The organism is Pararhizobium arenae (genome assembly GCF_001931685.1).
Classification (GTDB): domain Bacteria; phylum Pseudomonadota; class Alphaproteobacteria; order Rhizobiales; family Rhizobiaceae; genus Pararhizobium; species Pararhizobium arenae.
Genome location: NZ_MOOY01000002.1, coordinates 354,681 through 380,078, shown reverse-complemented (window position 1 = coordinate 380,078; position 25,398 = coordinate 354,681). Strand labels below are relative to the sequence as shown.

Below are 25,398 nucleotides of genomic sequence, written 5' to 3'. Positions count from 1 at the left end.
TGAGGTTAAAGAGATGAATTTCTCCGCCTGGGCGATCCGAAATCCAATCGCGCCGATCCTCGGTTTCGCGCTGCTGCTGTTCCTCGGGCTGCAATCCTTCTTTGCGCTGCCCATCACCCGCTTCCCGAACATCGACGTTCCCGTCGTCGCCATCACCGTGACCCAGAACGGCGCTTCGCCGTCCGAGCTGGAAATGCAGGTGACGAAGGAGGTCGAGGACGCGGTAGCCTCCATCGCCGGCGTCGATGAAATCCAGTCGACGGTGACGGACGGCCAGTCTGTGACCTCCGTTGTCTTCCGCATCGAGAAGCCGACTGAAGAGGCTGTGCAGGATACGAAGGATGCCATTGATCGCATCCGCAGTGACCTGCCCGCCGATGTCGAGGAGCCCGTCGTCACCAAGATCGACGTCGAAGGCCAGGCGATCCAGACCTTTTCGGTAACCTCTCCGGATATGACGCTGGAAGAGCTTTCCTGGTTCGTGGATGACACGATCAAGCGTGCGCTTCAGGGCCAGATCGGCGTTGGCCGTATCGACCGTTACGGTGGCTCCGACCGTGAAATTCGCGTGGAGCTCGATCCCAACAAGCTCGATTCCTTCGGCATCACCGCGCCGGATGTGAACAACCAGCTGCGCAGCACCAACGTCGATCTCGGGTCCGGCCGCGGCCAGATCGGTGGCAATGAGCAGACCATACGCACGCTCGGCGACGCCCGCAATGTCGCGCAGCTTGCCAACACCACAATTGCGCTGCCGAACGGCCGGTTCGTAAAGCTGTCCGATCTCGGCACCGTCACCGATACTTATGAAGAGCCGAAGTCCTTCTCGCGTTTCAACGGAGATGCTTCCGTCACTTTCGCCGTCTTCCGCTCGAAGGGCGCCAGCGAAGTGTCGGTTGCCGAAACCGTCGCCAAGAGCCTCGACGGGGTGCGTGCCGCCCATCCCCAGGTGGATATCGCGATGGTGGACGATTCCGTCTACTTCACCTACGGAAACTATGAGGCTGCCCTCCACACGCTGATGGAAGGCTCGATCCTCGCCGTCATCGTGGTTCTGCTCTTCCTGCGCAACTGGCGGGCGACCCTCATTGCCGCCGTCGCCTTGCCCTTGTCCGCAATCCCGACCTTCTGGATCATGGACCTGATGGGCTTCTCGTTGAACCTCGTCAGCTTCCTGGCGTTGACGCTCGCGACCGGTATTCTCGTCGATGACGCGATCGTTGAAATCGAGAACATCGCGCGACACATCAAGATGGGCAAAACGCCCTATAGGGCCTCGCTTGATGCGGCCGATGAAATCGGTCTCGCTGTTATTGCGACAAGCTTCACCATCATCGCCGTCTTCGTGCCGGTGTCGTTCATGCCCGGCATCGCCGGCCAGTATTTCATCCAGTTCGGCCTGACGGTTGCCTTCTCCGTGTTCTTCTCGCTCATGGTGGCGCGTCTCATCACGCCGCTGATGGCCGCCTATCTGATGCGGCCGGAAGACGGCGTGGACGACCATCACGACAATGACGGCCGCATGATGAAGGGCTATACGCGCCTTATCAGTTTCACGACGTCGCGCTGGTACATGCGCTACGCGACCATGTTTGGCGCCATCGCCTTCCTCGTTGGCTCGCTCTACCTGATGGCGCAAGTGCCGGGCAGCTTCATGCCGCCGGATGACTCGTCGCGTGTCGTTCTTTCCGTCGAGCTGCCGCCGAACGCGACGCTCGCAGAAACCGATGAAACGACCACCCGAATCTATGATGCGATCCGCGACGTCGATGGCGTCGAGAGCGTCTTCGTGCTCGGTGGCGCCTCGCCCAAGGGTGATCTCGAGCTGCGCCGCGCCACCGTGCGCGTCATCCTCGGCAAGATCGATCATTCGCTGGTCAAGACGCTCGTCAACAAGGGGCTGGGCGGCCTGCCCCTTATCGGCCAGTACATGCCGAAGATGGAACTGGAGGGTCGCACCCGTCCGCAGTGGGATGTCGAAAAGGATATTTTCGCCAACCTCAAGGACATACCGGACGTTCGCATCACCAAGCTCAATGACCGTGGCGAGCGCGAACTGACCTTCAACTTCCTGTCCTCGAACGAGCAGGACCTGAACGATGCCGTCGGCACGCTGGAAGCAAAGCTGCGTGCATCGCCGATCCTGTCCAACGTCAGCTCGGAAGGCGCCCTGCCCCGTCCGGAACTACAAATCTTCCCCCGCAAGGATGAAATCGCTCGGCTGGGCATCACGCCGCAGCAGATTTCGCAGACGATCCGCGTGGCAACGACTGGCGATGTCGATTCGGCTCTCACCAAGATCTCGCTCGACGATCGTCTTATCCCGATCCGGGTCCAGACCTCGCTCGATGTGCGTCGTGACCTGCAGGCGATCGGCTCTCTCAAGGTGAAGACCGCATCCGGCGCGACCGTGCCGATCGATAGCATTGCGGATCTCAGCTACGCCGAGGGTCCGAGCTCGATCCTGCGCAACGCCCGCAACCGGGTGGCCTCCATCGGTTCCGACGTGCCGCAGGGCACGGCGCTCGACACCTCGACAGCCGAGTTCAAGCGCATCGTCGAGGAGACGAAGCTGCCACCGACGGTTCGGCTTGCGGAAAGCGGCGACGCCAAGATCCAGAGCGAGATGATGCAGAGCTTCGGCAACGCCATGCTGCTCGGCCTCCTGATGGTTCTGGTCGTTCTCATCCTGCTCTTCAAGGATGTGATCCAGCCCTTCACCATCCTGTTTTCGCTGCCGCTTGCCATCGGTGGTGTCGCAGTGGCGCTGATCGTGACCCGCAACGCCTTCTCGATGCCCGTGATGATCGGGGTGCTGATGCTGATGGGCATCGTCACCAAGAACGCGATCCTGCTGGTCGATTTCGCGGTCGAGATGAAACGCCACGGCATGAACCGGGTTCAGGCGATGATCGAGGCGGGCCGCAAGCGCGCCCAGCCGATCATCATGACCTCGATCGCCATGTCGGCGGGCATGATCCCGTCCGCGCTCGGCGTCGGCGAGGGTGGCTCGTTCCGCGCACCGATGGCGATTGCGGTTATCGGCGGCATCATCGTGTCTACCGTGCTGTCGCTGGTCGTCGTGCCCGCGTTCTTCCTGATCATGGACGACGTTTCCCGCCTGCTCGGCTGGCTCTTCGGCCGCATGGTCGGCAGGAAGGACGAGGAACTCGAGGTTCTGGAAAACGAGGCCCTCACCGGCATCGTCACCGAACAGGGCAAGACAATCGACGAGATCCAGGAGCGCCTGGACAGGCTGGAAGGCCCCAAGCGCACCGGCAACGTCATCAGCCACCCGGCGCTCGCGGCCGAATAAGGCGACACCAAACGCAAAAGCCCGGCCGCGTTTTCCACACGGCCGGGCTTTCTTTGTTTGTGATTAAGCCGTCAAAGCCCGCCTTCGACCCGCAGGAACTCGACGATGCGATCGACGCCATCGCCACGCTTCATGTCGGAAAAGACAAACGGCTTCGACTGGCGCATGCGGTCGGCATCGTTTTGCATCACATCGAGATCGGCGCCGACGTAAGGAGCCAAGTCCTTCTTGTTGATGACCAGCAGATCGGAGCGGGTGATGCCCGGCCCGCCCTTTCGGGGAATTTCCTCGCCCTGGCAGACCGAGATCACATAGATGGTGATATCGGCGAGATCGGGCGAGAAGGTCGCGGCCAGATTGTCGCCGCCGGATTCGATGAAGACGACGTCGAGATCGGGAATGCGGCGGTTGAGGTCGGCGATAGCCTGTAGGTTGATCGTCGCATCCTCGCGAATGGCCGTGTGCGGGCAGCCGCCGGTCTCGACGCCGACGATGCGGTCCGACGGCAGCGCCTGCATGCGCACCAGCGCATCGGCATCCTCGCGGGTGTAGATGTCGTTGGTGACGACGGCGACAGAATACTGGTCGCGCATGGCCTTGCAGAGCTTGTCTGTCAGGGCCGTCTTGCCCGAACCGACGGGGCCACCGATGCCGACGCGAAGCGGGCCGTTTGCAGATTTCATCGAAAGCGTCCTTCTAAATCAATTCCAGAAAAGCAACGGCTCAGGAGCGGAAGAGCCGAGAATACATCGTTTCGTGGTGTAGCGCCGCGATATCGGCGACGAAAGTGGCAGTGCCCAGATCATCAAGGCTACTCGTGCCAGCACGCGCCGCAATCTCCGCGATCAGCGGCTCGAGAGCGGCAAGAACGCTGACACCGCCCTGCTGCCCCGTCACGCCGCAGCGAATGGCAACGGAAACCAGATTGGACAGCGCGCCATGCAGATAGGCTGCCAGCGTTGGTTCCAGGCCCGTCGCATGAGCCGCTGCAACCGCACCCACGGCCACAGGATAGGCGGCTCTCGGCCCCACCCGTTCAAGCACGGGATGCGGCCAGTGGGAAGCGGCGGTGAGAAAGGCCTCGCCCTGCAGCATGGTTTCCATATGCCGCTCCTGCGAACCCCCAAGGGCCTCGGCCAGATCACGCACATCGGCAAGCCGCTGTGCATCGCCGAAAGCGCGATAAGCCTCCGCCAACAGAACGGCATCATTCCAGCCGGAACCGTATTCGGCCCATGACGTCAGCCAATGCCGCAAACCATCGGCATCGGCCACCAGTCCATCCGCAACCGCCTGCTCCAGCCCACCCGAATAGGAGAAGGCACCGACCGGAAAAGCCGGCGACATCCAGGTGACGAGCCGGATCAGCGATTGCGTGGCCATGGCATCAGCCATGATGGTGGTGGCCATGCCCATGGGAGTGCCCACCATGATAGGCGCCGCGCATTGGCTGAAACGGCGAGGTCACGTCGGTGACTTTAGCACCCAGCCCTTCCAGCATGTTGCGGATCACGGCATCGCGCAGGATCAGGATACGGTCTTCGCGGATTTCGGCCGGCAGGTGCCGGTTGCCGAGATGCCAGGCAAGTTCGATCAGGTGCAGTCTGTCGCGCGGCAGGATCTCGTAGAGTGGCTCGTCCGTCGCTGCGATACGGACATGCCCGCCGCCTTCCAGCACCAGCAGATCGCCATCAGCCAGCATCACCGGCTCCCTGAGATCAAGCATCACCACATCGTCATCCGGAAGATGCAGCAGCTTGCGGCGCAGATGCCGCTCATCATGCGCAAGCGCGATCGTGGCGACCGGCGTGATGTCTGCAGTGCCGGGAGACAGGATTTCCGTCGAGCGATAGGGCATCAGACCACCTCGACCTTTTCCGGATGCACGACCTCGACCCGGCTTTCAGCCACGAGTTCGGCGATCGCCTTGCTGAAGGCGGCGATATGCGCAGTCTCGAAATGCGCCTGCAGCGCCTCGCGGCTCGACCAGTTCTCAACGAAGACCAACCTCTCGGGCTCGCCGGGCTTCTGGTAGAGTTCGTAAGTGATGCAGCCCTCTTCCGCACGGGTCTCGGCAATCAGCGGCTGGGCGGCAGCGAGAACATCGGCAGCCTTGCCGGGATGAGCTTTCAGGTAAGCGATAACGTAGATCATGGGTACCTCGGAATGTGAACGGCAGGTCTCTGCCGTTTGTAGTGGAGAATGGCGGGGGGTGCGAGGCTCTGCAGCCAATGCCCGTAGCGAATCTGCCCCTCACCCTAGCCCTCCCCCCGCTCGCGGGGAGAGGGGACGATCGAGATTGCCGCTTGTTCCTTCTCCCCGCAGGCGGGGAGAAGGTGCCCGACAGGGCGGATGAGGGGCAGCCCCGATCCGACCGAATGCCTCAGAACAGGAAATACCGCTGCGCCATCGGCAGCACCGTCGCCGGCTCGCAGGTCAGGAGCACGCCATCGGCCCGCACTTCATAGGTTTCCGGATCGACCTCGACATGCGGCGTCAGGCTATTGTGCACCATCGATGCCTTGCCGATACCGCCCCGCGTGTTGCGAACGGCCACCAGCTCCTTGGCAACGCCCAGCCGACCCCTCAGCCCGCCATCCAACGCAGCTTGCGAAACGAAGGTGACGGAGGAGTTCGTCAGGCTCTTGCCGAACGAACCGAACATCGGCCTGTAGTGCACCGGCTGCGGCGTCGGGATCGAGGCATTCGGATCGCCCATGGGGGCCGCTGCAATCGTGCCGCCCAGCAGGACCATGTCCGGCTTGACGCCGAAAAAGGCCGGGTTCCACATCACCAGATCGGCGCGCTTGCCGACTTCGACCGAGCCGATGACATGGCTCAGACCATGCGCCACCGCCGGGTTGATCGTGTACTTGGCGATATAGCGCTTGACGCGGAAATTGTCGTTTTCGCCCCTCTCTTCGGCCAAACGCCCGCGCTGGCGCTTCATCTTGTCGGCCGTCTGCCAGGTGCGGATCGCCACTTCGCCGACGCGGCCCATGGCCTGGCTGTCGGACGAGATGATCGAGAAGGCGCCGATATCGTGCAGGATGTCTTCGGCAGCGATGGTTTCCTTGCGGATACGGCTTTCGGCGAAAGCAATGTCTTCCGGGATCGATGGCGACAGGTGGTGACAGACCATCAGCATGTCGAGGTGCTCGGCCAGCGTGTTCTTCGTGTAGGGCCGCGTCGGGTTGGTGGACGACGGGATGACGTTTGGCTGGCCGCAGATCTTGATGATGTCAGGCGCATGGCCGCCGCCCGCGCCTTCGGTATGGAAGGCATGGATGGTGCGGCCCTTGAGCGCGGCGATGGAATCCTCGACGAAGCCGCTTTCGTTCAGCGTGTCCGTGTGGATCATCACCTGCACGTCGTATTCGTCGGCCACCGACAGGCAGCAATCGATCGCAGCCGGGGTCGTGCCCCAATCCTCGTGCAGCTTCAGCGAGGTCGCGCCACCCATGACCATCTCGACCAGCGCGCCGGGCAGCGAGGCGTTGCCCTTGCCGGCAAAGGCAAGGTTCATCGGGAAAGCATCGGCCGCCTCGATCATGCGGGCAATATGCCACGGGCCCGGCGTGCAGGTGGTCGCGAGCGTGCCATGGGCGGGGCCGGTGCCGCCGCCGAACATGGTGGTGAGGCCGCTCATCAGCGCTTCCTCGATCTGCTGCGGGCAGATGAAGTGGATGTGGCTGTCCATGCCGCCGGCGGTGATGATCTTGCCTTCGGCGGCAATCGCCTCCGTACCGGGGCCGACGATGATATCGACGTTCGGCTGGGTATCCGGATTGCCGGCCTTGCCGATGGCGACGATCAGGCCGTCCTTCAGGCCGATATCCGCCTTGACGATGCCCCAGTGATCGACGATCAGCGCATTGGTGATGACGGTATCGACGGCGCCATTGGCGCGCGTCACCTGGCTCTGGCCCATGCCGTCGCGAATGACCTTGCCGCCGCCAAACTTCACCTCGTCGCCATAGGTGGTGAAGTCCTTCTCGACCTCGATGAACAGTTCCGTATCGGCAAGCCGCACCTTGTCACCGGTGGTCGGCCCGAACATGCTGGCATAGGCCGCGCGAGACATTTTGTAGGACATTGTTCTTCACCCTCTGGAGTGCTGGATTCTGGGAGAAATCCGCATAAATTCAGTTTTTTATCTCGCTCCGCGCCTTACAAAGGCGCAGCCGATTGAATGGATGACGCCGCAACACCTTCAAGCGGCCGAAGGCGCGAGAGGCGCCCCTCGCCGATCCAACGCTCGACCAGCTTGCGCTCGGCCTCGAAGGGATGGCCCTCCCACCCCTCATGGCCAAAGCCGGCAATGGTGAGATCGGCATCGCGAAAACTCTCGAGCACGAAGGCAATCACGATCAGGCCGCTGCTTGGCACCACGTAAGGCTCGGGCGCAAAGACCTGCAACTGCGTATCGACCGCCTCATGCACGGCGCGACTGATGACCGAATGCTTCTTGCCGAGACAGACACAGAGCCGCGCGAAATCCGCGGTGTAGTCGTCGCAGAAATCATCAAGCTCCGGGTGGCTGATGGCCAGAACAGCGCGCAGGGCAGTGAACTTGGCGGGATCGCGTACGCTCCAGATGGCATCGGCCTGCTGCAAGGCCGGATGGCTCGCCCATTCCGCCGAAGCAAGCCGCGCCTTTCCGGGGCGGCCGGTGTTGCAGATGGCGACCACGTCGGTCTTTTCGCCTGCCGCGCCATAGGTGCGGCAATCGTTGAAGCGGATCACCAGATCGGCGGAATCGATGAGGCCCGCCGCCCCCGGCGGCACCTCACCATTTCCGACGATCATGATCTTCTGCTTCATATCACTTTCGCCTACTGTTCAATGCCGTTGGCAAGATCTTTCAATTCTTCCGTGCGCTTGCGCGTCAGGTCGGCGAGGCAACCGGCGACAACGGCCGGATACATGGTGCCACCCCAGACGCTGTAGCCCACCGCATCACACTGGCCGTCACGATACTCGATCCAGGCGCGCTGCGCCTTCATCAAGGAATCAACGGCACCCTTGTTTTGCTCTTCCAGTTCGGCATCCCAATCGACCATGACCTTCCTAGTCTTGGCCCACTGCGCGTTCAGTTCCTTGTCCGCTGCCTCATAATCCCGGCTGGCGCAGATGTTGATTTCCATCTGGGTCATCGCATTGGCGCAATCGACCTTCGGCTCATCTTCGTGCGCGCGGGCGCCGCCGGCGATCAGAACGACGCCACATGCCATCAGCAGCGGAGCGACTCCCCGCTTCATCGTCAAGACACTCACAGCTTGCCCATGACCTTCTGGCGGAAACCATAGACTTCGCGCTTTCCGGCCAGCGGAATGAGCGTCACCGAGCGCGTCTGGCCGGGCTCGAAACGAACCGCGGTGCCCGCCGGAATATCCAGACGGCGGCCATAGGCGGCCTCGCGATCAAAATTCAGGCCGGCATTGGTTTCGGCAAAATGATAATGGCTGCCAACCTGCACCGGGCGGTCGCCGGTGTTGGAAACATCGATGGAAACCGTATCCAGACCGACATTCAGCTCGATCTCGCCTGCGGCGGCAATGATTTCTCCGGGTATCATCGTCATCTTCCTTTATTCAAGCAGCCTTGACCGGCGCGCAGCCTTCGGCTTTCAGCACGCGCTCCGTCGAGGCCGGAAATTTATCGAGCTTGGATGCGGGCCGGACCGGCCGGCGCACCAGTTCGCCGCTGCAATTCGGGCAACGGCCATCGAGCACGGTTTCCAGGCAATCGAGGCAGAAGGTGCATTCGAAGCTGCAGATCATCGCTTCGCGGCTGCCGGGCGGCAGGTCTTTGTCGCAGCATTCGCAATTGGGTCGAAGGGCAAGCATGGCGGCCTCAGCGAATAGGTTCGTGAACGGTCACCAGCTTGGTGCCATCCGGGAAAGTCGCCTCGATCTGGATGTCGTGGATCATCTCCGGAATACCCTCCATCACCTGTTCGCGGGTAATTACATGGGCGCCGGCTTCCATGAGTTCAGCGACGGAACGACCATCGCGCGCGCCTTCCACGACATAATCGGTGATCAGCGCGATCGCTTCCGGATGGTTGAGCTTGACGCCACGCTCCAGCCGCCGGCGCGCGACCATCGCAGCCATGGAAATCAAGAGCTTGTCTTTTTCGCGGGGAGTGAGGTTCATGCGTGACCACCGGTTTTCATTGTAGGCTACAGGGTCCAGACTTTCGGCACTGACGCTCCCTTGCGCAAGTGAGAAATGACCGGAATAAGGATTTTTCTCAAGGCAAAGCCGTCCGCCGCCACGAGACGGGCGACGAGCTTTTCCCGGCCGCGGATTTCCACACGGCTTGCGCCGCCAGCAGCACCAATCAGCGGCCGGATCGCTGCAAGCTGGGCTTCGCAGTCCAGCCCCGTATAGAACAGCGTGGCAAAGGCCACCCGCCCGCCAAGAACGGAAATTCGGCGGGAAAGCGTTCCGACGGCATCGGCCAGCCGCAGGTTCTCCGCATGCAGCAGCACGCCACCCTTGCGGATGCGCCATCGGTCCTTGAACAGGCCGTTTTCCATCGTCTCGCCCATCGCCTTGCGGCCGAGAAGCACGGCCTCCACGGCCAGAAACGCGGCATCATCTGCGATATCGACATCAAGGCTGCGGGACATCGAAGCATTGTCGAACAGGATCGTTTCCTGTGGCAACCAGTGCACCGTGGCGCCCGCGTCAACACTGATGCGCGTATCAACGCTCGCCGTACCGGCGCTTGCCTTGTAGATTTTTTCACAGGCCTGAGTGGTGAGCGTCAGATGCGTCTGCTCGCCGCTTTTGAACTCCCAGCCGATCCAGTCACCACCGGTCAGGCCGCCGGAACTGTTGATCAGCACGGCCTCCATCGTGTGATCGAAGGTATCGGGAAGGCGGATCTTGGCGCAGCCTTCCTGATAGAATTCGGAAATGCGGGTGCGACCGGCAAAGGGCTTTGCCGTCAGCCGTCCCCTGCCCCATGCCCTTTGCGGAGCGATTGCCGCCGCTTCTGCCATTTTCAACCTTAAACCGTCAGGTGACTGCGCGCTTCCGGTGTATCCAGCGTTTCGGCCGGTCCTTGATGCACGATCTCGCCCCTATCCATGATGTAGACATGGTCGGCAAGCTCTCGGCAGAAGTCAAGATATTGTTCCACAAGCAGAATCGCCATCCCCGTGGAATCGCGCAGATACTGGATGGCGCGGCCGATATCCTTGATGATCGAGGGCTGGATGCCCTCCGTCGGCTCGTCGAGCACGAGGATTTTCGGGCGTGTTACCAGCGCGCGGCCGATGGCAAGCTGCTGCTGCTGGCCACCCGAGAGGTCGCCGCCACGGCGGCCGAGCATGGTGCGCAGGATCGGAAACAGGCTGAAGATATCGTCCGGGATATAGCGATCCTTTCGCGGCACCGGGGCATAGCCGGTCTCGAGGTTTTCCTTGACCGTCAGCAGCGGAAAAATCTCGCGGCCCTGCGGCACGAAGCCGATGCCCTGCTTGGCGCGGTTATAGGGCGCCAAGCCGTTAAGCGTCGTATCGTTGAAGGTTATAGTGCCGGCGCTGGTCGCGGCTTGGCCGGTCACGGCCCTGAGCAGGCTGGTCTTGCCGACACCGTTGCGACCGAGAACACAGGTGATCTTGCCCATGGGCGCCATGATCGACACCCCGCGAAGAGCCTGCGCCGCGCCGTAGTGGAGATTGATGTTGTCGACGGTCAGCATCGGGTGGCTCCTTTTGTGTATGCGGCGGGGATACCCCCCTCTGTCTCTGCGGGACATCTCCCCCTCAAGGGTGGAGATTGAACCTCTGTTTTGCCGCTTCTACGCAGCAAGAGGTCAGCGAGTGTAACCGGCGAGAGCCGCAAGCTCCCGATCTCCCCCCTTGAGGGGGAGATGTCGGCAAAGCCGACAGAGGGGGGTAGAGCCGCCTCAAACTCCGTCGCAAACATCGAAACATTGTAACGCATCGCTTTACCGCCCCAAATAATTCTCGATCACCTTGGGATCGGAGCTGACGAAATCGATCGAACCTTCGGCAAGCACCGAGCCTTCCGCAAGGCACGTCACCTTCACCCCGAGATCGCGGATGAAGCCCATGTCGTGCTCGACGACGACGACGGAGCGGGTCTTGGCGATCTCCTTCAACAGCACCGCCGTCTCCGTCGTTTCCGCATCCGTCATGCCGGCCACCGGCTCGTCGACCAGCAACAGCTTCGGCTCTTGCGCCAGCAGCATGCCGATTTCCAGCCACTGCTTCTGGCCATGGGAAAGATTGGCGGCGAGATCGTCCTTGCGGGCGGTCATGCGCACGGTTTCGAGGATTTCCTCGATGCGGGCCTTATCCTCCGGTGTCAGCTTGTAGAACAGGGTGGCGAAGACGCCGCGCTTGCGGTTCAGCGCCAGTTCGATGTTGTCCCACACCGTATGGCTTTCGAACACCGTCGGCTTCTGGAACTTGCGGCCGATGCCGAGCTGGGCGATGTCGGCCTCGTCCTTCTGGGTAAGGTCCACCTCGCCGTTGAAATAGACGATGCCCTCGTCCGGCCGGGTCTTTCCGGTGATGATGTCCATCATCGTCGTCTTGCCGGCGCCATTCGGGCCGATGATAGCGCGAAGCTCGCCGGGCTCGACCACGAAGGAAAGCGAGTTCAGCGCCTTGAAGCCATCGAAGGAAACGGAAACGCCGTCGAGATAGAGGATGCTGTTGGTGGTCTTGAGGGCTGCCGGTTTTACAGTGGTCATCGCATTTACTCCGCAGCCTGGGTGTGGGCCGATGCAAGACCATCCTCGCCGGCGGATTTGGCGGCCTGCTCTTGGTAGGCGTGTTCCTTGGCGGCCGCGACCTTGCGCTCATCCCGTGCCTTGGCGAACTGCTGCAGCGTGCCGACGATACCCTTCGGCAGGAACAGCGTCGTGGCAACGAACAGGGCGCCGAGCGCGAACAGCCAGAATTCCGGGAAAGCGGCAGTGAAGATGCTCTTGCCGAAGTTGACGAGAACAGCGCCGATGATCGGGCCGATCAGTGTGCCGCGCCCACCGACAGCGGTCCAGATGACCACTTCGATCGAGTTGGCAGGTGCAAATTCGCCCGGGTTGATGATGCCGACCTGCGGCACGTAGAGCGCGCCGGCAACGCCGGCCATCATCGCAGAAACGGTGAAGATGAAGAGCTTCATGTTCTCGACGCGGTAACCGAGGAAGCGGGTGCGGCTTTCCGCATCACGCACGCCGACCAGCACCTTGCCGTATTTCGATTTGACGATGGCCGAACTCAGGAGCAGTGCCAGCGCCAGCATGATCGCCGTTGCCGCAAAGAGCGTGGCGCGGGTGCCGCCGGCCTGAATGTTGAAGCCGAGGATATCCTTGAAGTCGGTGAGCCCGTTGTTGCCGCCAAAGCCCATCTCGTTGCGGAAAAAGGCGAGCAGCAGCGCATAGGTCATCGCCTGTGTGATGATCGAAAGATAGACACCGGTGACGCGCGAGCGGAAGGCAAACCAGCCGAAGACGAAGGCAAGCAGACCCGGGACGAACAGCACCATCAGCGCCGCAAACCAGAACTGGTCGAAGCCGTACCAGTACCAGGGAAGCTCCTGCCAGTTGAGGAACACCATGAAGTCCGGAAGGAGCGGATTGGCATAGACGCCACGCGGACCGATCTGTCGCATCAGGTACATGCCCATGGCATAACCGCCGAGCGCGAAGAACGCACCGTGGCCGAGCGAAAGAATGCCGCAATAGCCCCAGACGAGATCGAGCGCCAGCGCCAGCAGCGCATAGCTCAGGTACTTGCCAAGCAGCGGCACCATATGATCCGGCACATGCAGGGGATTGCCGGCGGGAAGCAGCAGGTTGGAGAGCGGCACGAGCACGGCTGCGGCGAGGATCGCCAGCGCGAACCAGAGTACCTTCTTGTCGTGATTGCGGAGCAGCATTTGCGTAATCATTATTCGACCGCCCTTCCCTTGAGCGCGAACAGACCGCGCGGCCGCCGCTGGATGAAGAGGATGATGAGCACCAGGATCAGGATCTTGCCGAGCACGGCGCCGGCATAGGGCTCGAGGAACTTGTTGGCGATGCCGAGCGTCATGGCGCCGACCAGCGTGCCCCAGAGATTGCCCACACCACCGAAGACCACAACCATGAAGCTGTCGATGATGTAGTTCTGGCCGAGGTTCGGCGAGACGTTATCGATCTGGCTGAGCGCCACCCCCGCCATGCCGGCGATGCCGGAGCCAAGGCCGAAGGTGAAGGCATCGACCCAGGGCGTGCGGATACCCATTGAGGAGGCCATGCGGCGGTTCTGGGTGACAGCGCGCATCTGCAGACCGAACTTCGAACGCTTCAAAAGCAGCAGCAGGGCGAAGAACACGGCGATCGAGAAGACGATGATCCACATGCGGTTCCAGGTGATCGACATGCCGCCGAAATCGAAGGCGCCGGACATCCAGCTCGGATTGTCGACCTGCCGGTTGGTCGGGCCGAAAATGGTGCGGATCGTCTGCTGCAGGATGAGAGAGAGGCCCCAGGTCGCCAGCAGCGTTTCCAGCGGGCGGCCATAGAGCCAGCGGATGATGCCGCGCTCGATGCCGATACCGATGAGGCCGGTTACGAGAAAGGCGGCCGGCACCGCGAAGGCGAGCGAGAAATTGGCAAGTTCGGGCGCTGCCGAGTTGATCGTCTGCTGCACGACATAGGTCGTGTAGGCCCCAAGCATGACCATCTCGCCATGGGCCATGTTGATGACACCCATGACGCCGAAGGTGATGGCAAGACCGATGGCTGCGAGCAACAGAACGGACCCGAGCGACAGGCCGTACCAGATGTTCTGGACCACGTCCCAGATGGCCAGCTTCTGGTTGATGCCGTCGATATGCGCCTGAATGGCCGGCTGCAGATCGGCGGGAGCGCTGGAGAAAGCAGCGTTCAGGATGTTGACGGCATCGCGGTTGCCCCGCGCTGCGATGGTAGCGATCGCGGCTTCCTTGTCTTCGAAGCTCGCATCCGTCTTCAAAAGGATAACCGCGCGGGCCGCCTCCATTGTCGCCTTGATCTCGGCATCCTGCTCCTTTGCAAGGGCAGAATTCAGGAGATCCAGGTTCTCGGGATTGGCTTCCTTCAGCAGATCCTGCGCCGCGGCAAACCGCGCGCCCCGATCCGGGCTCAGCAAGGTCAACTGGCTCATCGCCGCGCTGATTGCGCCACGAAGGCCATTGTTCAGGCGAATTTTCTGAAGGTTGCCCGGCACGTCCGTCACCGGGGCACCGGTCAGGACATCGGCATAACCGCTGTCGGTTTCGAGGAACACGGCACCGCCGGTCTTCGGCGCAAAAAGCTTGCCGTCGCTCAAAAGCCCGAGGATTTCGGCGACCTTGGGATCGCCGGACGCAGCAAGCGCGCCCACGGCTTCAATCTTCTGGGGAAAGCCGCCCTGGCCCAAGGCATCGACCAAAGGCCGGATGTCTTCCTGAGCCCGCGCACCGGTCGCGAATGCGCTGATGATCAGGCAGAGAGCGACGAGGAAAATCTGGATCGTGCGATACATGGTTTTTCCGTTCCGTTGGCACCTTCGGCGAAACACGCTTTTGGGCTGCCTAAGATTTCCGCATTCCGCCCGTTTGCCACTCAACTCGACAACGCATTCCGGCCATTCAATCTGAAGGGGAGCGGACCCTGCCGGCCGGACCTATCCATCCGACATCTGCGAAGCAGGAAGCGTGCCAACCGGCCGAAAGCGGCGTTGCCGGCGCATTCGGGTGCCGGCGGATCAAGGGGCTTCCGCGAAAATCCCTCCGTCCCGGTGGGAGAGTGGAACGGAGGGCTGTTCATGAGCAATCAATAGGTCATCTTAAGATTTCCGAAGCGGCCTTCAGAACCGCTTCGGCATTACGCTTGCCTTGATGAAATCAGCTGTTCCGGAACTCAGGAACCCTTGCCGCCGCACTTGCCGGTGGCAACGTTGAAGTTGCCGCAGGACATCGGCTTGCGCCAATCGGAGATCAAATCCTTCGAGTCCGGCAGATAATCGGACCATTCGTCGCCGACCACAGCCGGCGTTTCCTGGACGATTTCAAACTGGCCGTCTTCCTGGATTTCACCGATCAGGACAGGCTTGGTGATGTGGTGGTTCGGCATGACGGTGGCGTAGCCGCCCGAAAGGTTCGGAACGGTGGTGCCGATGATCGTGTCGAGCACGGCATCGGTGTCGGTCGTGCCGGCAGCTTCGACTGCCTTGACCCAGGCGTTGAAGCCGATATAGGCGGCTTCCATCGGGTCGTTGGTCACGCGCTTGTCGTTCTTGGTGAAGGCATGCCACTGCTTGATGAACTCGGCGTTCACGTCGGCATCGACGGACTGGAAGTAGTTCCAGGCAGCGAGGTGACCGACGAGCGGCTTGGTGTCGAGACCGGCGAGTTCTTCTTCACCGACCGAGAAGGCGACGACCGGAATATCGGTTGCCTTGATGCCCTGGTTGCCGAGTTCCTTATAGAAGGGAACGTTGGCGTCGCCGTTGATGGTCGAAACCACGGCGGTCTTCTTGCCGGTGGAGCCGAATTCCTTGATCTTGGCGACTTCCGTCTGCCAGTCGGAGAAGCCGAACGGCGTGTAGTTGACGAGGATGTCTTCCTTCGGAATGCCCTTGGCGATCAGGTAGGCTTCCAGGATCTTGTTGGTGGTGCGCGGATAAACGTAGTCGGTGCCTTCGAGAACGAAGCGCTCGACGCCTTCCGTTTCCATCAGGTAATCGACAGCCGGGATGGCCTGCTGGTTCGGCGCGGCACCGGTGTAGAAGATGTTGCGCGAGGATTCTTCACCCTCGTACTGGACCGGGTAGAAGAGGATCGAGTTCAGCTCTTCGAAGACCGGCAGGACCGACTTGCGCGAGGACGAGGTCCAGCAACCGAATACGGCCGAAACCTTGTTGACGGAGATCAGTTCGCGGGCCTTTTCGGCGAAGAGCGGCCAGTCGGACGCCGGATCGACGACGACAGCTTCGAGCTTCTTGCCGAGAAGACCGCCCTTCTTGTTCTGCTCTTCGATGAGCATCAGCATGGCATCCTTGAGCGTGGTCTCGGAGATGGCCATGGTGCCGGAAAGCGAATGCAGAACGCCGACCTTGATGGTGTCGTCGGCTGCAAAGGCGCCGGAGATTGCAGTCGTGGTGAGCGCAGCGGCGAGAAACGCGCTGCGGATGTGAGACGTGAATTTCATTGTATGAACCCCTCTCGTTCTTGTGGCGACGGCTCTTGGGAGACATTTACCGTTCGCTAACGAACTATCGGGCAGCGGGGTCGCAAACTATATACGTCAATTGACGTAGGTACCGGGGCGAAACGTGCAGCTTTGCGCAACGTCACGCCCTTAAGCCTCGCAAACATCTGTGCTACGACCATTGTGACAAAGGTTTAAAGGGAACAGACGTCACCGATGACAGCACGCCAGCGCATCATTCCGGTCCGGCGCGAATACAATCGCTGGGTCGCCAACCAGACGCTGGAAGACTATGCGCTGCGCTTCACCGCCAAGAGCGCCCGTCAATTTTCCTCGCAGCGCATCTCGCAGACGGCGATCGGCGCCATCTCCTTCCTCGCGCTGGAGGCGATCGGCGGTGCGATCACCCTCTCCTACGGCACCACCAACGCCATCATCGCCATCATCGTTGCCAGCATCGTGATGCTCGTGGTCGGTCTGCCGATCGCCCGTTATGCCATTCGCCACGGCGTCGATATCGATCTGCTCACCCGCGGCGCGAGCTTCGGCTATATCGGCTCGACCATCACCTCGCTGATCTATGCCAGCTTCACCTTCATGCTGTTTGCGATCGAGGCCTCGATCATGTCGGCCGCGCTGGAACTGGCGCTCGGCATACCGCTGTGGATCGGCTACATCATCTCGGCGGTGATGGTGATCCCGCTCGTGACCCACGGCGTCCGGCTGATCAGCAAGTTCCAGCTCATCACACAGCCTTTCTGGATCATCCTCAACATCCTGCCCTTCATCTTCATCGCGCTCGCCGACTGGAGCAAATTCGATCTCTGGCTCGCCTTTACCGGCGCAGGCCATGCCGAAGGCGTGCCCGGCACGCTCGCGCCCTTCTCCCTGGTGGAGTTCGGCGCAGCCTCCGCCGTCATTCTCGCGCTGATGGCACAGATCGGCGAACAGGTGGACTTTTTGCGCTTCCTGCCGCCGGAGGGGCAAAGCCGCCTGCGCCATCGCTTCGCCGTCTTCATGGCCGGCGCGGGCTGGGTGGTGGTCGGTGCACCAAAGCTGCTGGCCGGTTCGTTCCTCGTCGTCCTGACCTTGAGTGCCGGCGTGCCGGTGTCGGATGCCGCCGATCCAGCCCATATGTATCTCACGGCCTTCGGCTACATGATCCCTTCCGATACGGCGGCGATGCTGCTGATGGCCGCCTTCGTCGTCGTCTCGCAGCTGAAGATCAACGTGATGAACGCCTATGCCGGCTCGCTGGCATGGTCGAACTTCTTCTCGCGCCTGACCCACAGCCACCCCGGCCGCGTCGTCTGGCTGATCTTCAACGTGGCGATCGCGCTGCTCCTGATGGAGCTCGGCATCTACACGCTGCTGGAAGAAACGCTCGGCATCTTCTCGATCATCGCCATGGCCTGGCTCTGCACGATCTCGGCCGATCTCTTTATAAACAAGCCGCTTGGCCTCGCGCCCCCGGATATCGAGTTCAAGCGCGCCCACCTCTATGACATCAACCCCGTTGGCGTCGGCGCGATGACCGCGTCAGCCGTGGTCGCCCTTGCAGCGCATTTCGGCCTCTTTGGCGAGGTCGCGGCATCGCTGGCGCCCTACGTCGCGTTGATCGTGGCCTTCATCGTCTCGCCGCTGATCGCCTGGGGCACGAAGGGCAAATATTATCTCGCCCGCCGCCAGCGCCACAGCTGGACGAAGCTCTCAACCGTCACCTGCTCGATCTGCGAACATCCCTTCGAGCATGAGGACATGGCGTGGTGCCCTGCCTATTCGGCGCCGATCTGCTCCCTCTGCTGCTCTCTCGACAGCCGCTGTCACGATATGTGCAAGCCGCATGCGAGCTTCAACGCACAGACGGCCGTGGTCGCAAAAACGCTGTTGCCGCCCCGTATCATCGAGACGCTGTCCAGCCGTCTCGGACGATACGGCATCGCCGTGGTGCTGGCGGTCACCGGCATCGGCATTATCCTGGCCATGATCGCGCACCAGACCGGCAGCGCCTCGCCGGAGACCGCCCTTGTGGTCAACAGGACCATCGGTGTGGTGTTTTTCGTCTTCTCGGTGGTGGCAGGCGTCGTCTGCTGGTTCTACGTTCTCGCCCATGACAGCCGGCTGGTGGCCGAGGAGGAATCTTCCCGCCAGAACACCCTGCTCCTGAAAGAAATCGCCGCCCACAAGAAGACGGATGCGGCCCTGCAATATGCCAAGGAAACGGCGGAAGCCGCAAACCGCGCCAAGAGCCGCTATGTCGTCGGCCTCAGTCATGAGCTGCGAACACCGCTGAATGCCGTTCTAGGCTACGCCCAGATCCTCGAGCGCGACGAGACGATCCCCGCGCCACGCCAGTCCGCCATCAAGGTCATCCGCCGCTCGGCCGATCACCTCTCCGGCCTGATCGACGGCCTGCTCGATATTTCCAAGATCGAGGCAGGGCGGCTGCAGGTTTATTCCAACGAAATCAACATTCAGGATTTCCTCGACCAGATCGCCGATATGTTCCGGCCGCAGGCGCAAGCCAAGGGCCTGAGCTTCGAACACACCCGCGCCCCTGCCCTGCCGCGTTATGTCCGCACCGATGAAAAGCGCCTGCGCCAGATCCTCGTCAACCTGCTGTCCAACGCCATCAAGTTCACCGATCACGGCACGGTGCGGTTCGATGTCAGCTATCGCAGCCAGGTCGCGACCTTCACCATTTCCGATACCGGTCGCGGCATCGCCTCCGCCGACCTGCCGCGCATCTTCGAGCCCTTCCAGCGCGGCGAAGCCGAGCATATCCGCCCCATGCCGGGCCTCGGTCTCGGGCTGACGATCACGCAGTTGCTGGCCAATACGCTCGGCGGCGAAATTGCCGTGACCAGCGAGCGTGACAAAGGCTCCACCTTCCGGGTGCGCCTGATGCTGTCGGCCATCGAGCGTCCGCGGGCGCTTGCTCCCTCCGTCCGCAAGATAGCCGGCTATGCCGGCGCGCGACGCACCATCGTCGTTGTCGATGACAACGAGGATCATCGCGACCTGATGCGCGAGGTGCTGATGCCGCTCGATTTTATCGTGCTGACGGCATCGGGCGGCGCGGAATGCCTGACGCTGATCGAGGGCATCAAACCCGACCTTTTCCTGATCGACATCTCCATGCCCGGCATGAACGGCTGGCAGCTCGTCTCCCGCCTGCGCGAGCATGGCCAGGTCGCGCCGATCATCATGCTGTCGGCCAATATCGGCGACGGTACGGCATCAGCGGGCGATGCCGATTATAACGATACGCTCGCCAAGCCTTTCGACATCCGCCAGCTCCACGACAAGATGGCGCTGCATCTCGGTCTCGAATGGACCTATGACGACGAGGCTCGTCCGCAGCCACCGGCCCGTCCGAGCGCCACGATCCGGACGCCGGGGGCCGCCCATGTGGAGGAACTGCTGCGTCTCGGCGAGATCGGCTATATCAGGGGCATAGAAGCCAAGCTCAACGATCTCGCCCGCATTGAAGAAAACCAGCCCTTTACCGAGGCCGCCCGCGTCTATGTGCAGGCATTCGACCTTGCAGGCTACGCTGCCTTCCTGCAGAAGGTAGGCGGCAATGAGGGGAGACTGGCTGGTGAGTGAGGCAGCGCATCCGCGCGATATCGTATTGATCGTCGATGATTCCCCGGAAACGCTGGGCTTTCTCACCGATGCGCTGGAGCAATCCGGCTTTTCCGTGCTGATCGCAACCTCCGGCAATGCCGCGATCAACGTCGTCGAGCGAATAACGCCCGATATCGTGCTGATGGATGCCGTCATGCCCGGCATGGATGGCTTCGATACCTGCCGGAGACTCAAGGCCAATTCCGCGATCACCCAGGTCCCGGTCATCTTCATGACGGGTCTGACCGAGACCGAGCATATCGTCCATGCGCTGGAATCGGGTGGCGTTGATTACCTTTCCAAGCCAATCAATATAGACGAGCTTCGCGCCCGTATCCGTGTTCATCTCGCCAACGCCCGCTCGGCACAATCCGCGCGCGTGGCGCTGGATGCGGCGGGACGTCACCTGCTTGCCATGCGCGGCGATGGCACTTTGCAGTGGTCGACACCACAGGCAACCCGGCTTATCAATGCCGCGACCGGACGTGACGATGGCATGGAGGCAATCTCCGGCCATATTCGCGGCTGGACCCAGGAGCGCGAAAAGTCCGGCGCCCGCAGCGAACCGCTGATCATCCAGCAGAACGGCCAGCCGGTGCTGCAACTCGCGTATCTCGGCGCGATCGGTTCCGACGAATTCCTCTTCCGCCTCACCGGTATCAGCCAGACCAGCGAGGACGAAATTTTGCGGCAGGCATTTTCGCTGACCGTGCGCGAGGCGCAGGTGCTGCTCTGGATTGGCAAGGGCAAGGCCAACCGCGATATCGGCGAAATCCTGGGGCTGAGCGCCCGCACGGTGAACAAGCATCTGGAGCAGATCTATGTGAAGCTTGGCGTGGAAAACCGAGCGTCTGCGGCTGTGAAGGCGGCGACGGTGCTGTATCAGGAATAACCACTTGCTCCCTTCTCCTCCCTTGCGGGGGAGATGTCGGCAGAGCCAACAGAGGGGGGTGGATGCGGCAGAGTGTGGCGGGGATTGCTGCCCACGGACAATAAAACTTAAACGTCGCTTTTTACGATTCCCCCAAACCACGACTTCGGAGTGTGCGGCACTACCCCCCTCTGTCAGCTCCGCTGACATCTCCCCCGCAAGGGGGGAGATCGGGAGTATGCCGCTATCTCAAGCCACCCGATCCGGCGGCTCAAGACCGTCGAAAAATGCCGTCACATTCTCTACCACCTTCATGCCCATCGCCATGCGGGTCTCCTCCGTCGCGCTGCCGAGATGCGGCAGCAGCACAACGTTCTCCAGCTTTCTCAGGGCTTCGGGCACATTCGGTTCGGCCTCATAGACATCAAGACCCGCGCCGCCGATGGTTCCATTTTCAAGAGCCGCTACCAGCGCCTGCTCATCCACGACATCCCCGCGCGCCGTGTTGATGAGGAATGCGCCAGGCTTCATCAGCGACAGGCGCTTCGCATCGATCAAATGCCGGTTGCCGCCGCCACCCGGGCAATGCAGCGACACAAAATCGGAACCAGCCAGAACCTCCTCGACCGTATCCAACTGCCGCGCGCCATAACGCGCAGCCAGTGCCGGGTCGATCTTCGACCGGTTCTGAAACACGATCTCCATATCGAAACCGAAATGGCAGCGCTTGGCCATGGCCTGACCGATGCGGCCGAAGCCGATGATGCCGAGCGTCTTGCCGGTGACTTTCGTGCCGATCATGTGGGTCGGCCGCCAGCCGGTCCAGTTGCCGTTGCGCACCTCGCGCTCGCCCTCGCCCGCCCGCCGCGCAATCGAGAGCAGCAGCGTCATGGCGATATCGGCGGTGCAATCGGTCAGCACGCCCGGCGTGTTGGTGACGACAATGCCGACGGCCTTGGCCGCGGCGATATCGATGTGGTTGTAGCCGACACCGTAATTGCCAAGGATTTTGACCTTCGCTCCGGCAAAAACGGCAGGAGGCAACTTGTCGGAAACGGTGGGAAGCACGGCATCGAAACGCGCCAGTGCCTCGGCAATCGCCGCTTCGGAAAGCGGTATGTCATCCGCGTTGAACACCACATCAAACCGCTCGGCCAGAACCCGTTCGACGGCTTGCGGCCATTTCCGGGTGACGAGGATACGCGGTCTGTCTGACATCGGAGGCTCCGCCTTGCGAGAATCGTTCGCCGACACTTAATCAGGAGAGCGGGAACGGCACCAGCCTGCGCCAGACCCCATGTGTTTCTTCGGAAAATGAGAAAAGCGGCCGTCTATAGAGCAGCCCCAGAAACGACGAATGCGGCAGAGCACTGCCGCATTCGATTTCTAGAGACGATGACCGTTACGCCTGGATGAAGGCGAGCAGGTCGGCGTTCAGCACATCGGCATTGATGGTCAGCATGCCGTGGCCGAACTTCGGATAGACCTTCAAGGTGCCGTTCTTCAGAAGCTTGATCGACTTGTGAGCGGAATCACCGATCGGTACGATCTGGTCGTCATCACCATGCAGAACGAGCGTTGGAACCGAGATCGCCTTCAGGTCTTCTGTCTGGTCGGTTTCCGAGAAAGCCTTGATGCCGTCGTAATGGGCCTTGGCACCGCCCATCATGCCCTGACGCCACCAATTCTGGATCACGCCTTCCTGCGCCGTGGCGCCTTCGCGGTTGAAACCGTAGAAGGGACCGGCCGGGACATCGCGGAAGAACTGGGCGCGGTTGGCGGCAAGGGCGGCGCGGAAACCGTCGAAGACTTCGATCGGCAGACCTTCCGGATTGGCGTCGGTCTTGACCATCAGCGGCGGAACGGCGGAGACGAGCACTGCCTTCGCGACGCGGCCGGCTGGCTCGCCATGCTTGGCAACGTAACGGGCGACTTCGCCGCCACCGGTGGAGTGACCGATATGGACGGCATTTTTCAGGTCGAGCGCCTCAACGACGGCGAAGGCATCGGCGGCGTAGTGGTCCATATCGTGACCGTCGGCCACCTGGGTTGAGCGGCCATGGCCACGGCGGTCATGGGCGACGACGCGAAAACCCTTGGAGAGGAAGAACAGCATCTGGGCATCCCAATCGTCGGCGCTCAGCGGCCAGCCGTGGTGGAAAACGATCGGCTGTGCGTCCTTCGGACCCCAGTCCTTGTAGAAGATTTCAACGCCGTCCTTGGTGGTAACGTAGCTCATGGTCTTGTCTCCGGATTGTGAGGTGGATGCAGCAGCAGAAGAGGGTGAAGCGATATTGGCGGCAACGGCCCCGGAGGTCGCTGCAATGCCGGCAAGGCCGGCACCGGCGGTCAGAAAACCGCGACGGGAAACGGTGTTTTCAACGCTGGAATTCGCAATAGACATAACATTCTCCTTTGGTTCACATCGTGTTTTAGCTTTAACGATTTAATCGTGCGCGATATAATTACTTAGTTGAATCAGTGGTTTTGTCCCGCTCCAGTCTTTTATATCGCTCACGATTAAATCGTAAGAACTACATATGCTGGTCAAATCCTTCTGTCAATGCCTTGCGATTAGATCGCACACGATTTATTTAAGAGGATAGAAAGGAGCCGATCATGGCTGACAACGATATGACATCCGCAGATGCGGCAGGCGTCGATGAATTTCTCTGCTTTGCCGTCTATTCCGCCAACCACGCCTTCAATCGCGTCTACAAACCTCTGCTCGACGAAATCGGCCTCACCTATCCGCAATATCTGGTGATGGTTTCGCTGTGGCAGCGGGACGACCAGACGGTGGGCGAACTTGGGGAGAAAGTGTTTCTGGAATCGAGCACCCTCACCCCGATGCTGAAGCGCCTGGAGGGCATGGGCTATATCGCCCGCGTCCGCGACAGACAGGACGAACGGCAGGTTCGTGTGAGTCTGACGAGCGAAGGCAAGGCCTTGCGGCAGAAAGCGCTCTGCGTGCCGCAGAACATTCTGGAAGCCACCGGGCTGACGGAAGGTGACCTGAAGAAACTCAAGAACGAGATCGCGCACCTGCGCAATACGCTGCTGAAGGATTGAGCGGCAAATTGGAGGCTTGCGGTTACGCACCCGTCCGCCCTCCTCCGAAACGCAAAAGGCCCGGCAATGCCGGGCCTCCGCGATCTTTCGAACGAAACGATTATTCGTTTTCGAAGTAGCTGTACTTGCCGTCTTCACCCTTCTTCCAGGTGTACATGACGTAGTCCGGACGGGTGATGTCGCCCTTTTCGTCGAAGCCGAGTTCGCCGATCGCGGTCTTGAACGGACCCTTGGCCTTGATGGCTTCGGCAACAGCCTGCGAATCGTTGCCGCCGGCAGCCTTGGCGGCTTCAGCGATAACCTGCAGGGCAGCGTAGGAGTAGAGCGTGTAGGCTTCCGGTTCGAAGCCGGCAGCGCGGAACTTCTCAACGAGTTCCTTGGCAGCCGGGTTCTTGCGCGGATCCGGAGCAAACGTCATCAGCGTGCCGTCAACGGCGTCGCCGGCGATCGAAGCCAGTTCGTTCGAAACGATACCGTCGCCAGACATGAAGGTTGCCTTGAGGCCCTGGTCGGCAGCCTGACGTTCCATCAGACCGAATTCGGTGTGCAGACCGCCGTAGTAGACGACCGTTACGCCGGCTTCCTTCATCTTTGCGATGAGCGCCGAGAAGTCCTTGTCGCCAGTGTTGATGCCTTCGTAGACGGCTTCGGTGACGCCGGCTTCGTTCATCGACTTCTTGGTTTCGTCAGCCAGACCCTGGCCGTACGGGGTCTTGTCATGAATGACAGCGACCTTGGCGTCCTTGAAATTGGTGGCGATGTAGGAGCCGGCTACGGCGCCCTGCTGGTCGTCACGGCCGCAGGTACGGAAGGTGTTCCACAGGCCGCGCTCGGTGAAGGTCGGGTTGGTGGAAGCCGGCGTTACCTGCAGGATGCCGTTTTCGGCGTAAACTTCGGAAGCCGGGATGGAAACGCCCGAGTTGAAGTGACCGACAACGAACTTGACGCCATCAGCAACGAACTTGTTGGCAACCGAAACGCCCTGCTTGGCGTCGGAAACGTCGTCGCCAAGTACGATCTTGATCTGCTCGCCGTTGATGCCGCCAGCAGCGTTGATGTCAGCAGCAGCCTGCTCTGCACCCTTCTGGAGCTGTGCGCCGAAGGCAGCATTCGGGCCGGTCAGCGGGCCAGCAACGCCGACGATGACGTCAGCCCATGCAGCGCCGCTGAAAGCGACCATTGCACCGAAAGCAACAGCCGACAAAAGTGACTTCTTCATTTTGTAACTCCCAAATCTCAAGCGGGTCTGGTTTCGATATCCGGCACAATACCCACCTTCATTGTGCCGGTATTTTTACTTCCGCC

At 61.2% G+C, this 25,398-nt stretch carries 23 protein-coding genes; 4 read left to right on the top strand and 19 right to left on the bottom strand.

Annotated features, from left to right (window positions below; all coding sequences use genetic code 11):
- The first annotated feature begins 13 nt into the window (after window positions 1-13).
- Window positions 14-3,316, top strand: a complete 3,303-nt coding sequence (locus BLX89_RS05130; protein ID WP_075289573.1) for an efflux RND transporter permease subunit — start codon at window positions 14-16, stop codon at window positions 3,314-3,316.
- Window positions 3,317-3,387: 71 nt separating this feature from the next.
- On the opposite strand, the gene ureG is transcribed toward BLX89_RS05130, so the two are convergent.
- The 16 genes from ureG to urtA form a co-directional block, all read right to left on the bottom strand.
- Entirely contained in the window at window positions 3,388-3,999 is a 612-nt protein-coding gene (gene ureG, locus BLX89_RS05125) for an urease accessory protein UreG (RefSeq protein WP_075289572.1), read from the bottom strand.
- Window positions 4,000-4,039: 40 nt separating this feature from the next.
- On the bottom strand, window positions 4,040-4,711 hold the full coding sequence (locus BLX89_RS05120; protein ID WP_075289839.1) for an urease accessory protein UreF: 672 nt from the start codon (window positions 4,709-4,711) through the stop codon (window positions 4,040-4,042).
- Complete coding sequence (gene ureE, locus BLX89_RS05115) at window positions 4,704-5,174, bottom strand: urease accessory protein UreE (RefSeq protein ID WP_075289571.1); 471 nt, start codon at window positions 5,172-5,174, stop codon at window positions 4,704-4,706. The genes BLX89_RS05120 and ureE overlap by 8 nt, the downstream gene beginning before the upstream one ends.
- On the bottom strand, window positions 5,174-5,470 hold the full coding sequence (locus tag BLX89_RS05110) for a putative quinol monooxygenase (RefSeq protein ID WP_075289570.1): 297 nt from the start codon (window positions 5,468-5,470) through the stop codon (window positions 5,174-5,176). Before BLX89_RS05110 ends, ureE begins: the two co-directional genes overlap by 1 nt.
- A gap of 229 nt (window positions 5,471-5,699) precedes the next feature.
- Complete coding sequence (gene ureC / locus BLX89_RS05105; RefSeq protein ID WP_075289569.1) at window positions 5,700-7,412, bottom strand: urease subunit alpha; 1,713 nt, start codon at window positions 7,410-7,412, stop codon at window positions 5,700-5,702.
- 74 nt (window positions 7,413-7,486) lie between these two features.
- Window positions 7,487-8,125: a glycosyltransferase family 29 protein gene (locus BLX89_RS05100; protein ID WP_143523523.1), complete on the bottom strand. Its 639-nt coding sequence runs from the start codon at window positions 8,123-8,125 to the stop codon at window positions 7,487-7,489.
- 26 nt (window positions 8,126-8,151) lie between these two features.
- Window positions 8,152-8,577, bottom strand: coding sequence for a lysozyme inhibitor LprI family protein (locus BLX89_RS05095; protein ID WP_075289567.1), 426 nt, complete (start codon window positions 8,575-8,577; stop codon window positions 8,152-8,154).
- Between the two features lie 11 nt (window positions 8,578-8,588).
- A complete protein-coding gene (locus BLX89_RS05090) occupies window positions 8,589-8,894 on the bottom strand; it encodes an urease subunit beta (protein WP_075289566.1) in 306 nt (101 codons plus the stop codon).
- 16 nt (window positions 8,895-8,910) lie between these two features.
- A complete protein-coding gene (locus tag BLX89_RS05085; RefSeq protein ID WP_075289565.1) occupies window positions 8,911-9,165 on the bottom strand; it encodes a DUF1272 domain-containing protein in 255 nt (84 codons plus the stop codon).
- A 7-nt stretch (window positions 9,166-9,172) separates the two neighbouring features.
- Window positions 9,173-9,475: an urease subunit gamma gene (locus BLX89_RS05080; protein WP_075289564.1), complete on the bottom strand. Its 303-nt coding sequence runs from the start codon at window positions 9,473-9,475 to the stop codon at window positions 9,173-9,175.
- Between the two features lie 26 nt (window positions 9,476-9,501).
- Window positions 9,502-10,329 (bottom strand): urease accessory protein UreD, encoded by an 828-nt coding sequence (locus tag BLX89_RS05075; RefSeq protein ID WP_075289563.1) that lies wholly within the window; start codon window positions 10,327-10,329, stop codon window positions 9,502-9,504.
- Window positions 10,330-10,337: 8 nt separating this feature from the next.
- Window positions 10,338-11,033: an urea ABC transporter ATP-binding subunit UrtE gene (gene urtE / locus BLX89_RS05070; protein ID WP_075289562.1), complete on the bottom strand. Its 696-nt coding sequence runs from the start codon at window positions 11,031-11,033 to the stop codon at window positions 10,338-10,340.
- Window positions 11,034-11,282: 249 nt separating this feature from the next.
- The gene (gene urtD, locus BLX89_RS05065; RefSeq protein WP_075289561.1) at window positions 11,283-12,053 is read right to left on the bottom strand and encodes an urea ABC transporter ATP-binding protein UrtD; all 771 of its coding nucleotides are present in this window, start codon (window positions 12,051-12,053) and stop codon (window positions 11,283-11,285) included.
- A 5-nt stretch (window positions 12,054-12,058) separates the two neighbouring features.
- Window positions 12,059-13,255 carry an urea ABC transporter permease subunit UrtC gene (gene urtC, locus BLX89_RS05060; protein WP_075289560.1) on the bottom strand — a complete coding sequence of 399 codons (1,197 nt, stop codon included), beginning with the start codon at window positions 13,253-13,255 and terminating at the stop codon, window positions 12,059-12,061.
- A complete protein-coding gene (urtB, locus tag BLX89_RS05055; RefSeq protein ID WP_075289559.1) occupies window positions 13,255-14,853 on the bottom strand; it encodes an urea ABC transporter permease subunit UrtB in 1,599 nt (532 codons plus the stop codon). Before urtB ends, urtC begins: the two co-directional genes overlap by 1 nt.
- A 377-nt stretch (window positions 14,854-15,230) precedes the next feature.
- Window positions 15,231-16,520: an urea ABC transporter substrate-binding protein gene (gene urtA / locus BLX89_RS05050; RefSeq protein ID WP_075289558.1), complete on the bottom strand. Its 1,290-nt coding sequence runs from the start codon at window positions 16,518-16,520 to the stop codon at window positions 15,231-15,233.
- A 216-nt stretch (window positions 16,521-16,736) separates the two neighbouring features.
- Here urtA and BLX89_RS05045 point away from each other — a divergent pair, with 216 nt between their 5' ends.
- Window positions 16,737-20,129 carry a hybrid sensor histidine kinase/response regulator gene (locus BLX89_RS05045; RefSeq protein ID WP_075289557.1) on the top strand — a complete coding sequence of 1,131 codons (3,393 nt, stop codon included), beginning with the start codon at window positions 16,737-16,739 and terminating at the stop codon, window positions 20,127-20,129.
- Window positions 20,122-21,042, top strand: a complete 921-nt coding sequence (locus tag BLX89_RS05040) for a response regulator transcription factor (RefSeq protein ID WP_075289556.1) — start codon at window positions 20,122-20,124, stop codon at window positions 21,040-21,042. The genes BLX89_RS05045 and BLX89_RS05040 overlap by 8 nt, the downstream gene beginning before the upstream one ends.
- Before the next feature lie 228 nt (window positions 21,043-21,270).
- Here BLX89_RS05040 and BLX89_RS05035 read toward each other — a convergent pair whose 3' ends face one another.
- Together BLX89_RS05035 and BLX89_RS05030 are read right to left on the bottom strand one after the other, a co-directional pair.
- Complete coding sequence (locus BLX89_RS05035; protein ID WP_075289555.1) at window positions 21,271-22,239, bottom strand: 2-hydroxyacid dehydrogenase; 969 nt, start codon at window positions 22,237-22,239, stop codon at window positions 21,271-21,273.
- 184 nt (window positions 22,240-22,423) lie between these two features.
- Entirely contained in the window at window positions 22,424-23,425 is a 1,002-nt protein-coding gene (locus BLX89_RS05030) for an alpha/beta fold hydrolase (RefSeq protein WP_075289554.1), read from the bottom strand.
- Window positions 23,426-23,640: 215 nt separating this feature from the next.
- On the opposite strand from BLX89_RS05030, the gene BLX89_RS05025 reads away from it, so the two are divergent.
- The gene (locus BLX89_RS05025) at window positions 23,641-24,093 is read left to right on the top strand and encodes a MarR family winged helix-turn-helix transcriptional regulator (protein WP_143523494.1); all 453 of its coding nucleotides are present in this window, start codon (window positions 23,641-23,643) and stop codon (window positions 24,091-24,093) included.
- A 100-nt stretch (window positions 24,094-24,193) separates the two neighbouring features.
- Here the strand turns inward: BLX89_RS05025 and BLX89_RS05020 are convergent, their stop codons facing one another.
- A complete protein-coding gene (locus BLX89_RS05020) occupies window positions 24,194-25,312 on the bottom strand; it encodes a branched-chain amino acid ABC transporter substrate-binding protein (protein WP_075289553.1) in 1,119 nt (372 codons plus the stop codon).
- Window positions 25,313-25,398: the final 86 nt, after the last annotated feature.

What these genes read in the sequence shown, in the direction of transcription:
- BLX89_RS05095 (WP_075289567.1), bottom strand. Translation starts at nt 8,577, where the DNA reads ATGAAGCGGGGAGTCGCTCCGCTGCTGATGGCATGTGGCGTCGTTCTG.
- urtC (WP_075289560.1), bottom strand. Translation starts at nt 13,255, where the DNA reads ATGATTACGCAAATGCTGCTCCGCAATCACGACAAGAAGGTACTCTGG.
- BLX89_RS05085 (WP_075289565.1), bottom strand. Translation starts at nt 9,165, where the DNA reads ATGCTTGCCCTTCGACCCAATTGCGAATGCTGCGACAAAGACCTGCCG.
- BLX89_RS05080 (WP_075289564.1), bottom strand. Translation starts at nt 9,475, where the DNA reads ATGAACCTCACTCCCCGCGAAAAAGACAAGCTCTTGATTTCCATGGCT.
- BLX89_RS05045 (WP_075289557.1), top strand. Translation starts at nt 16,737, where the DNA reads ATGACAGCACGCCAGCGCATCATTCCGGTCCGGCGCGAATACAATCGC.
- BLX89_RS05130 (WP_075289573.1), top strand. Translation starts at nt 14, where the DNA reads ATGAATTTCTCCGCCTGGGCGATCCGAAATCCAATCGCGCCGATCCTC.
- BLX89_RS05120 (WP_075289839.1), bottom strand. Translation starts at nt 4,711, where the DNA reads ATGGCTGATGCCATGGCCACGCAATCGCTGATCCGGCTCGTCACCTGG.
- BLX89_RS05110 (WP_075289570.1), bottom strand. Translation starts at nt 5,470, where the DNA reads ATGATCTACGTTATCGCTTACCTGAAAGCTCATCCCGGCAAGGCTGCC.
- BLX89_RS05035 (WP_075289555.1), bottom strand. Translation starts at nt 22,239, where the DNA reads ATGTCAGACAGACCGCGTATCCTCGTCACCCGGAAATGGCCGCAAGCC.
- BLX89_RS05075 (WP_075289563.1), bottom strand. Translation starts at nt 10,329, where the DNA reads ATGGCAGAAGCGGCGGCAATCGCTCCGCAAAGGGCATGGGGCAGGGGA.
- BLX89_RS05090 (WP_075289566.1), bottom strand. Translation starts at nt 8,894, where the DNA reads ATGATACCCGGAGAAATCATTGCCGCCGCAGGCGAGATCGAGCTGAAT.
- BLX89_RS05030 (WP_075289554.1), bottom strand. Translation starts at nt 23,425, where the DNA reads ATGTCTATTGCGAATTCCAGCGTTGAAAACACCGTTTCCCGTCGCGGT.
- urtD (WP_075289561.1), bottom strand. Translation starts at nt 12,053, where the DNA reads ATGACCACTGTAAAACCGGCAGCCCTCAAGACCACCAACAGCATCCTC.
- BLX89_RS05100 (WP_143523523.1), bottom strand. Translation starts at nt 8,125, where the DNA reads ATGATCGTCGGAAATGGTGAGGTGCCGCCGGGGGCGGCGGGCCTCATC.
- urtE (WP_075289562.1), bottom strand. Translation starts at nt 11,033, where the DNA reads ATGCTGACCGTCGACAACATCAATCTCCACTACGGCGCGGCGCAGGCT.
- BLX89_RS05020 (WP_075289553.1), bottom strand. Translation starts at nt 25,312, where the DNA reads ATGAAGAAGTCACTTTTGTCGGCTGTTGCTTTCGGTGCAATGGTCGCT.
- urtA (WP_075289558.1), bottom strand. Translation starts at nt 16,520, where the DNA reads ATGAAATTCACGTCTCACATCCGCAGCGCGTTTCTCGCCGCTGCGCTC.
- BLX89_RS05025 (WP_143523494.1), top strand. Translation starts at nt 23,641, where the DNA reads ATGGCTGACAACGATATGACATCCGCAGATGCGGCAGGCGTCGATGAA.
- urtB (WP_075289559.1), bottom strand. Translation starts at nt 14,853, where the DNA reads ATGTATCGCACGATCCAGATTTTCCTCGTCGCTCTCTGCCTGATCATC.
- ureC (WP_075289569.1), bottom strand. Translation starts at nt 7,412, where the DNA reads ATGTCCTACAAAATGTCTCGCGCGGCCTATGCCAGCATGTTCGGGCCG.
- ureG (WP_075289572.1), bottom strand. Translation starts at nt 3,999, where the DNA reads ATGAAATCTGCAAACGGCCCGCTTCGCGTCGGCATCGGTGGCCCCGTC.
- ureE (WP_075289571.1), bottom strand. Translation starts at nt 5,174, where the DNA reads ATGCCCTATCGCTCGACGGAAATCCTGTCTCCCGGCACTGCAGACATC.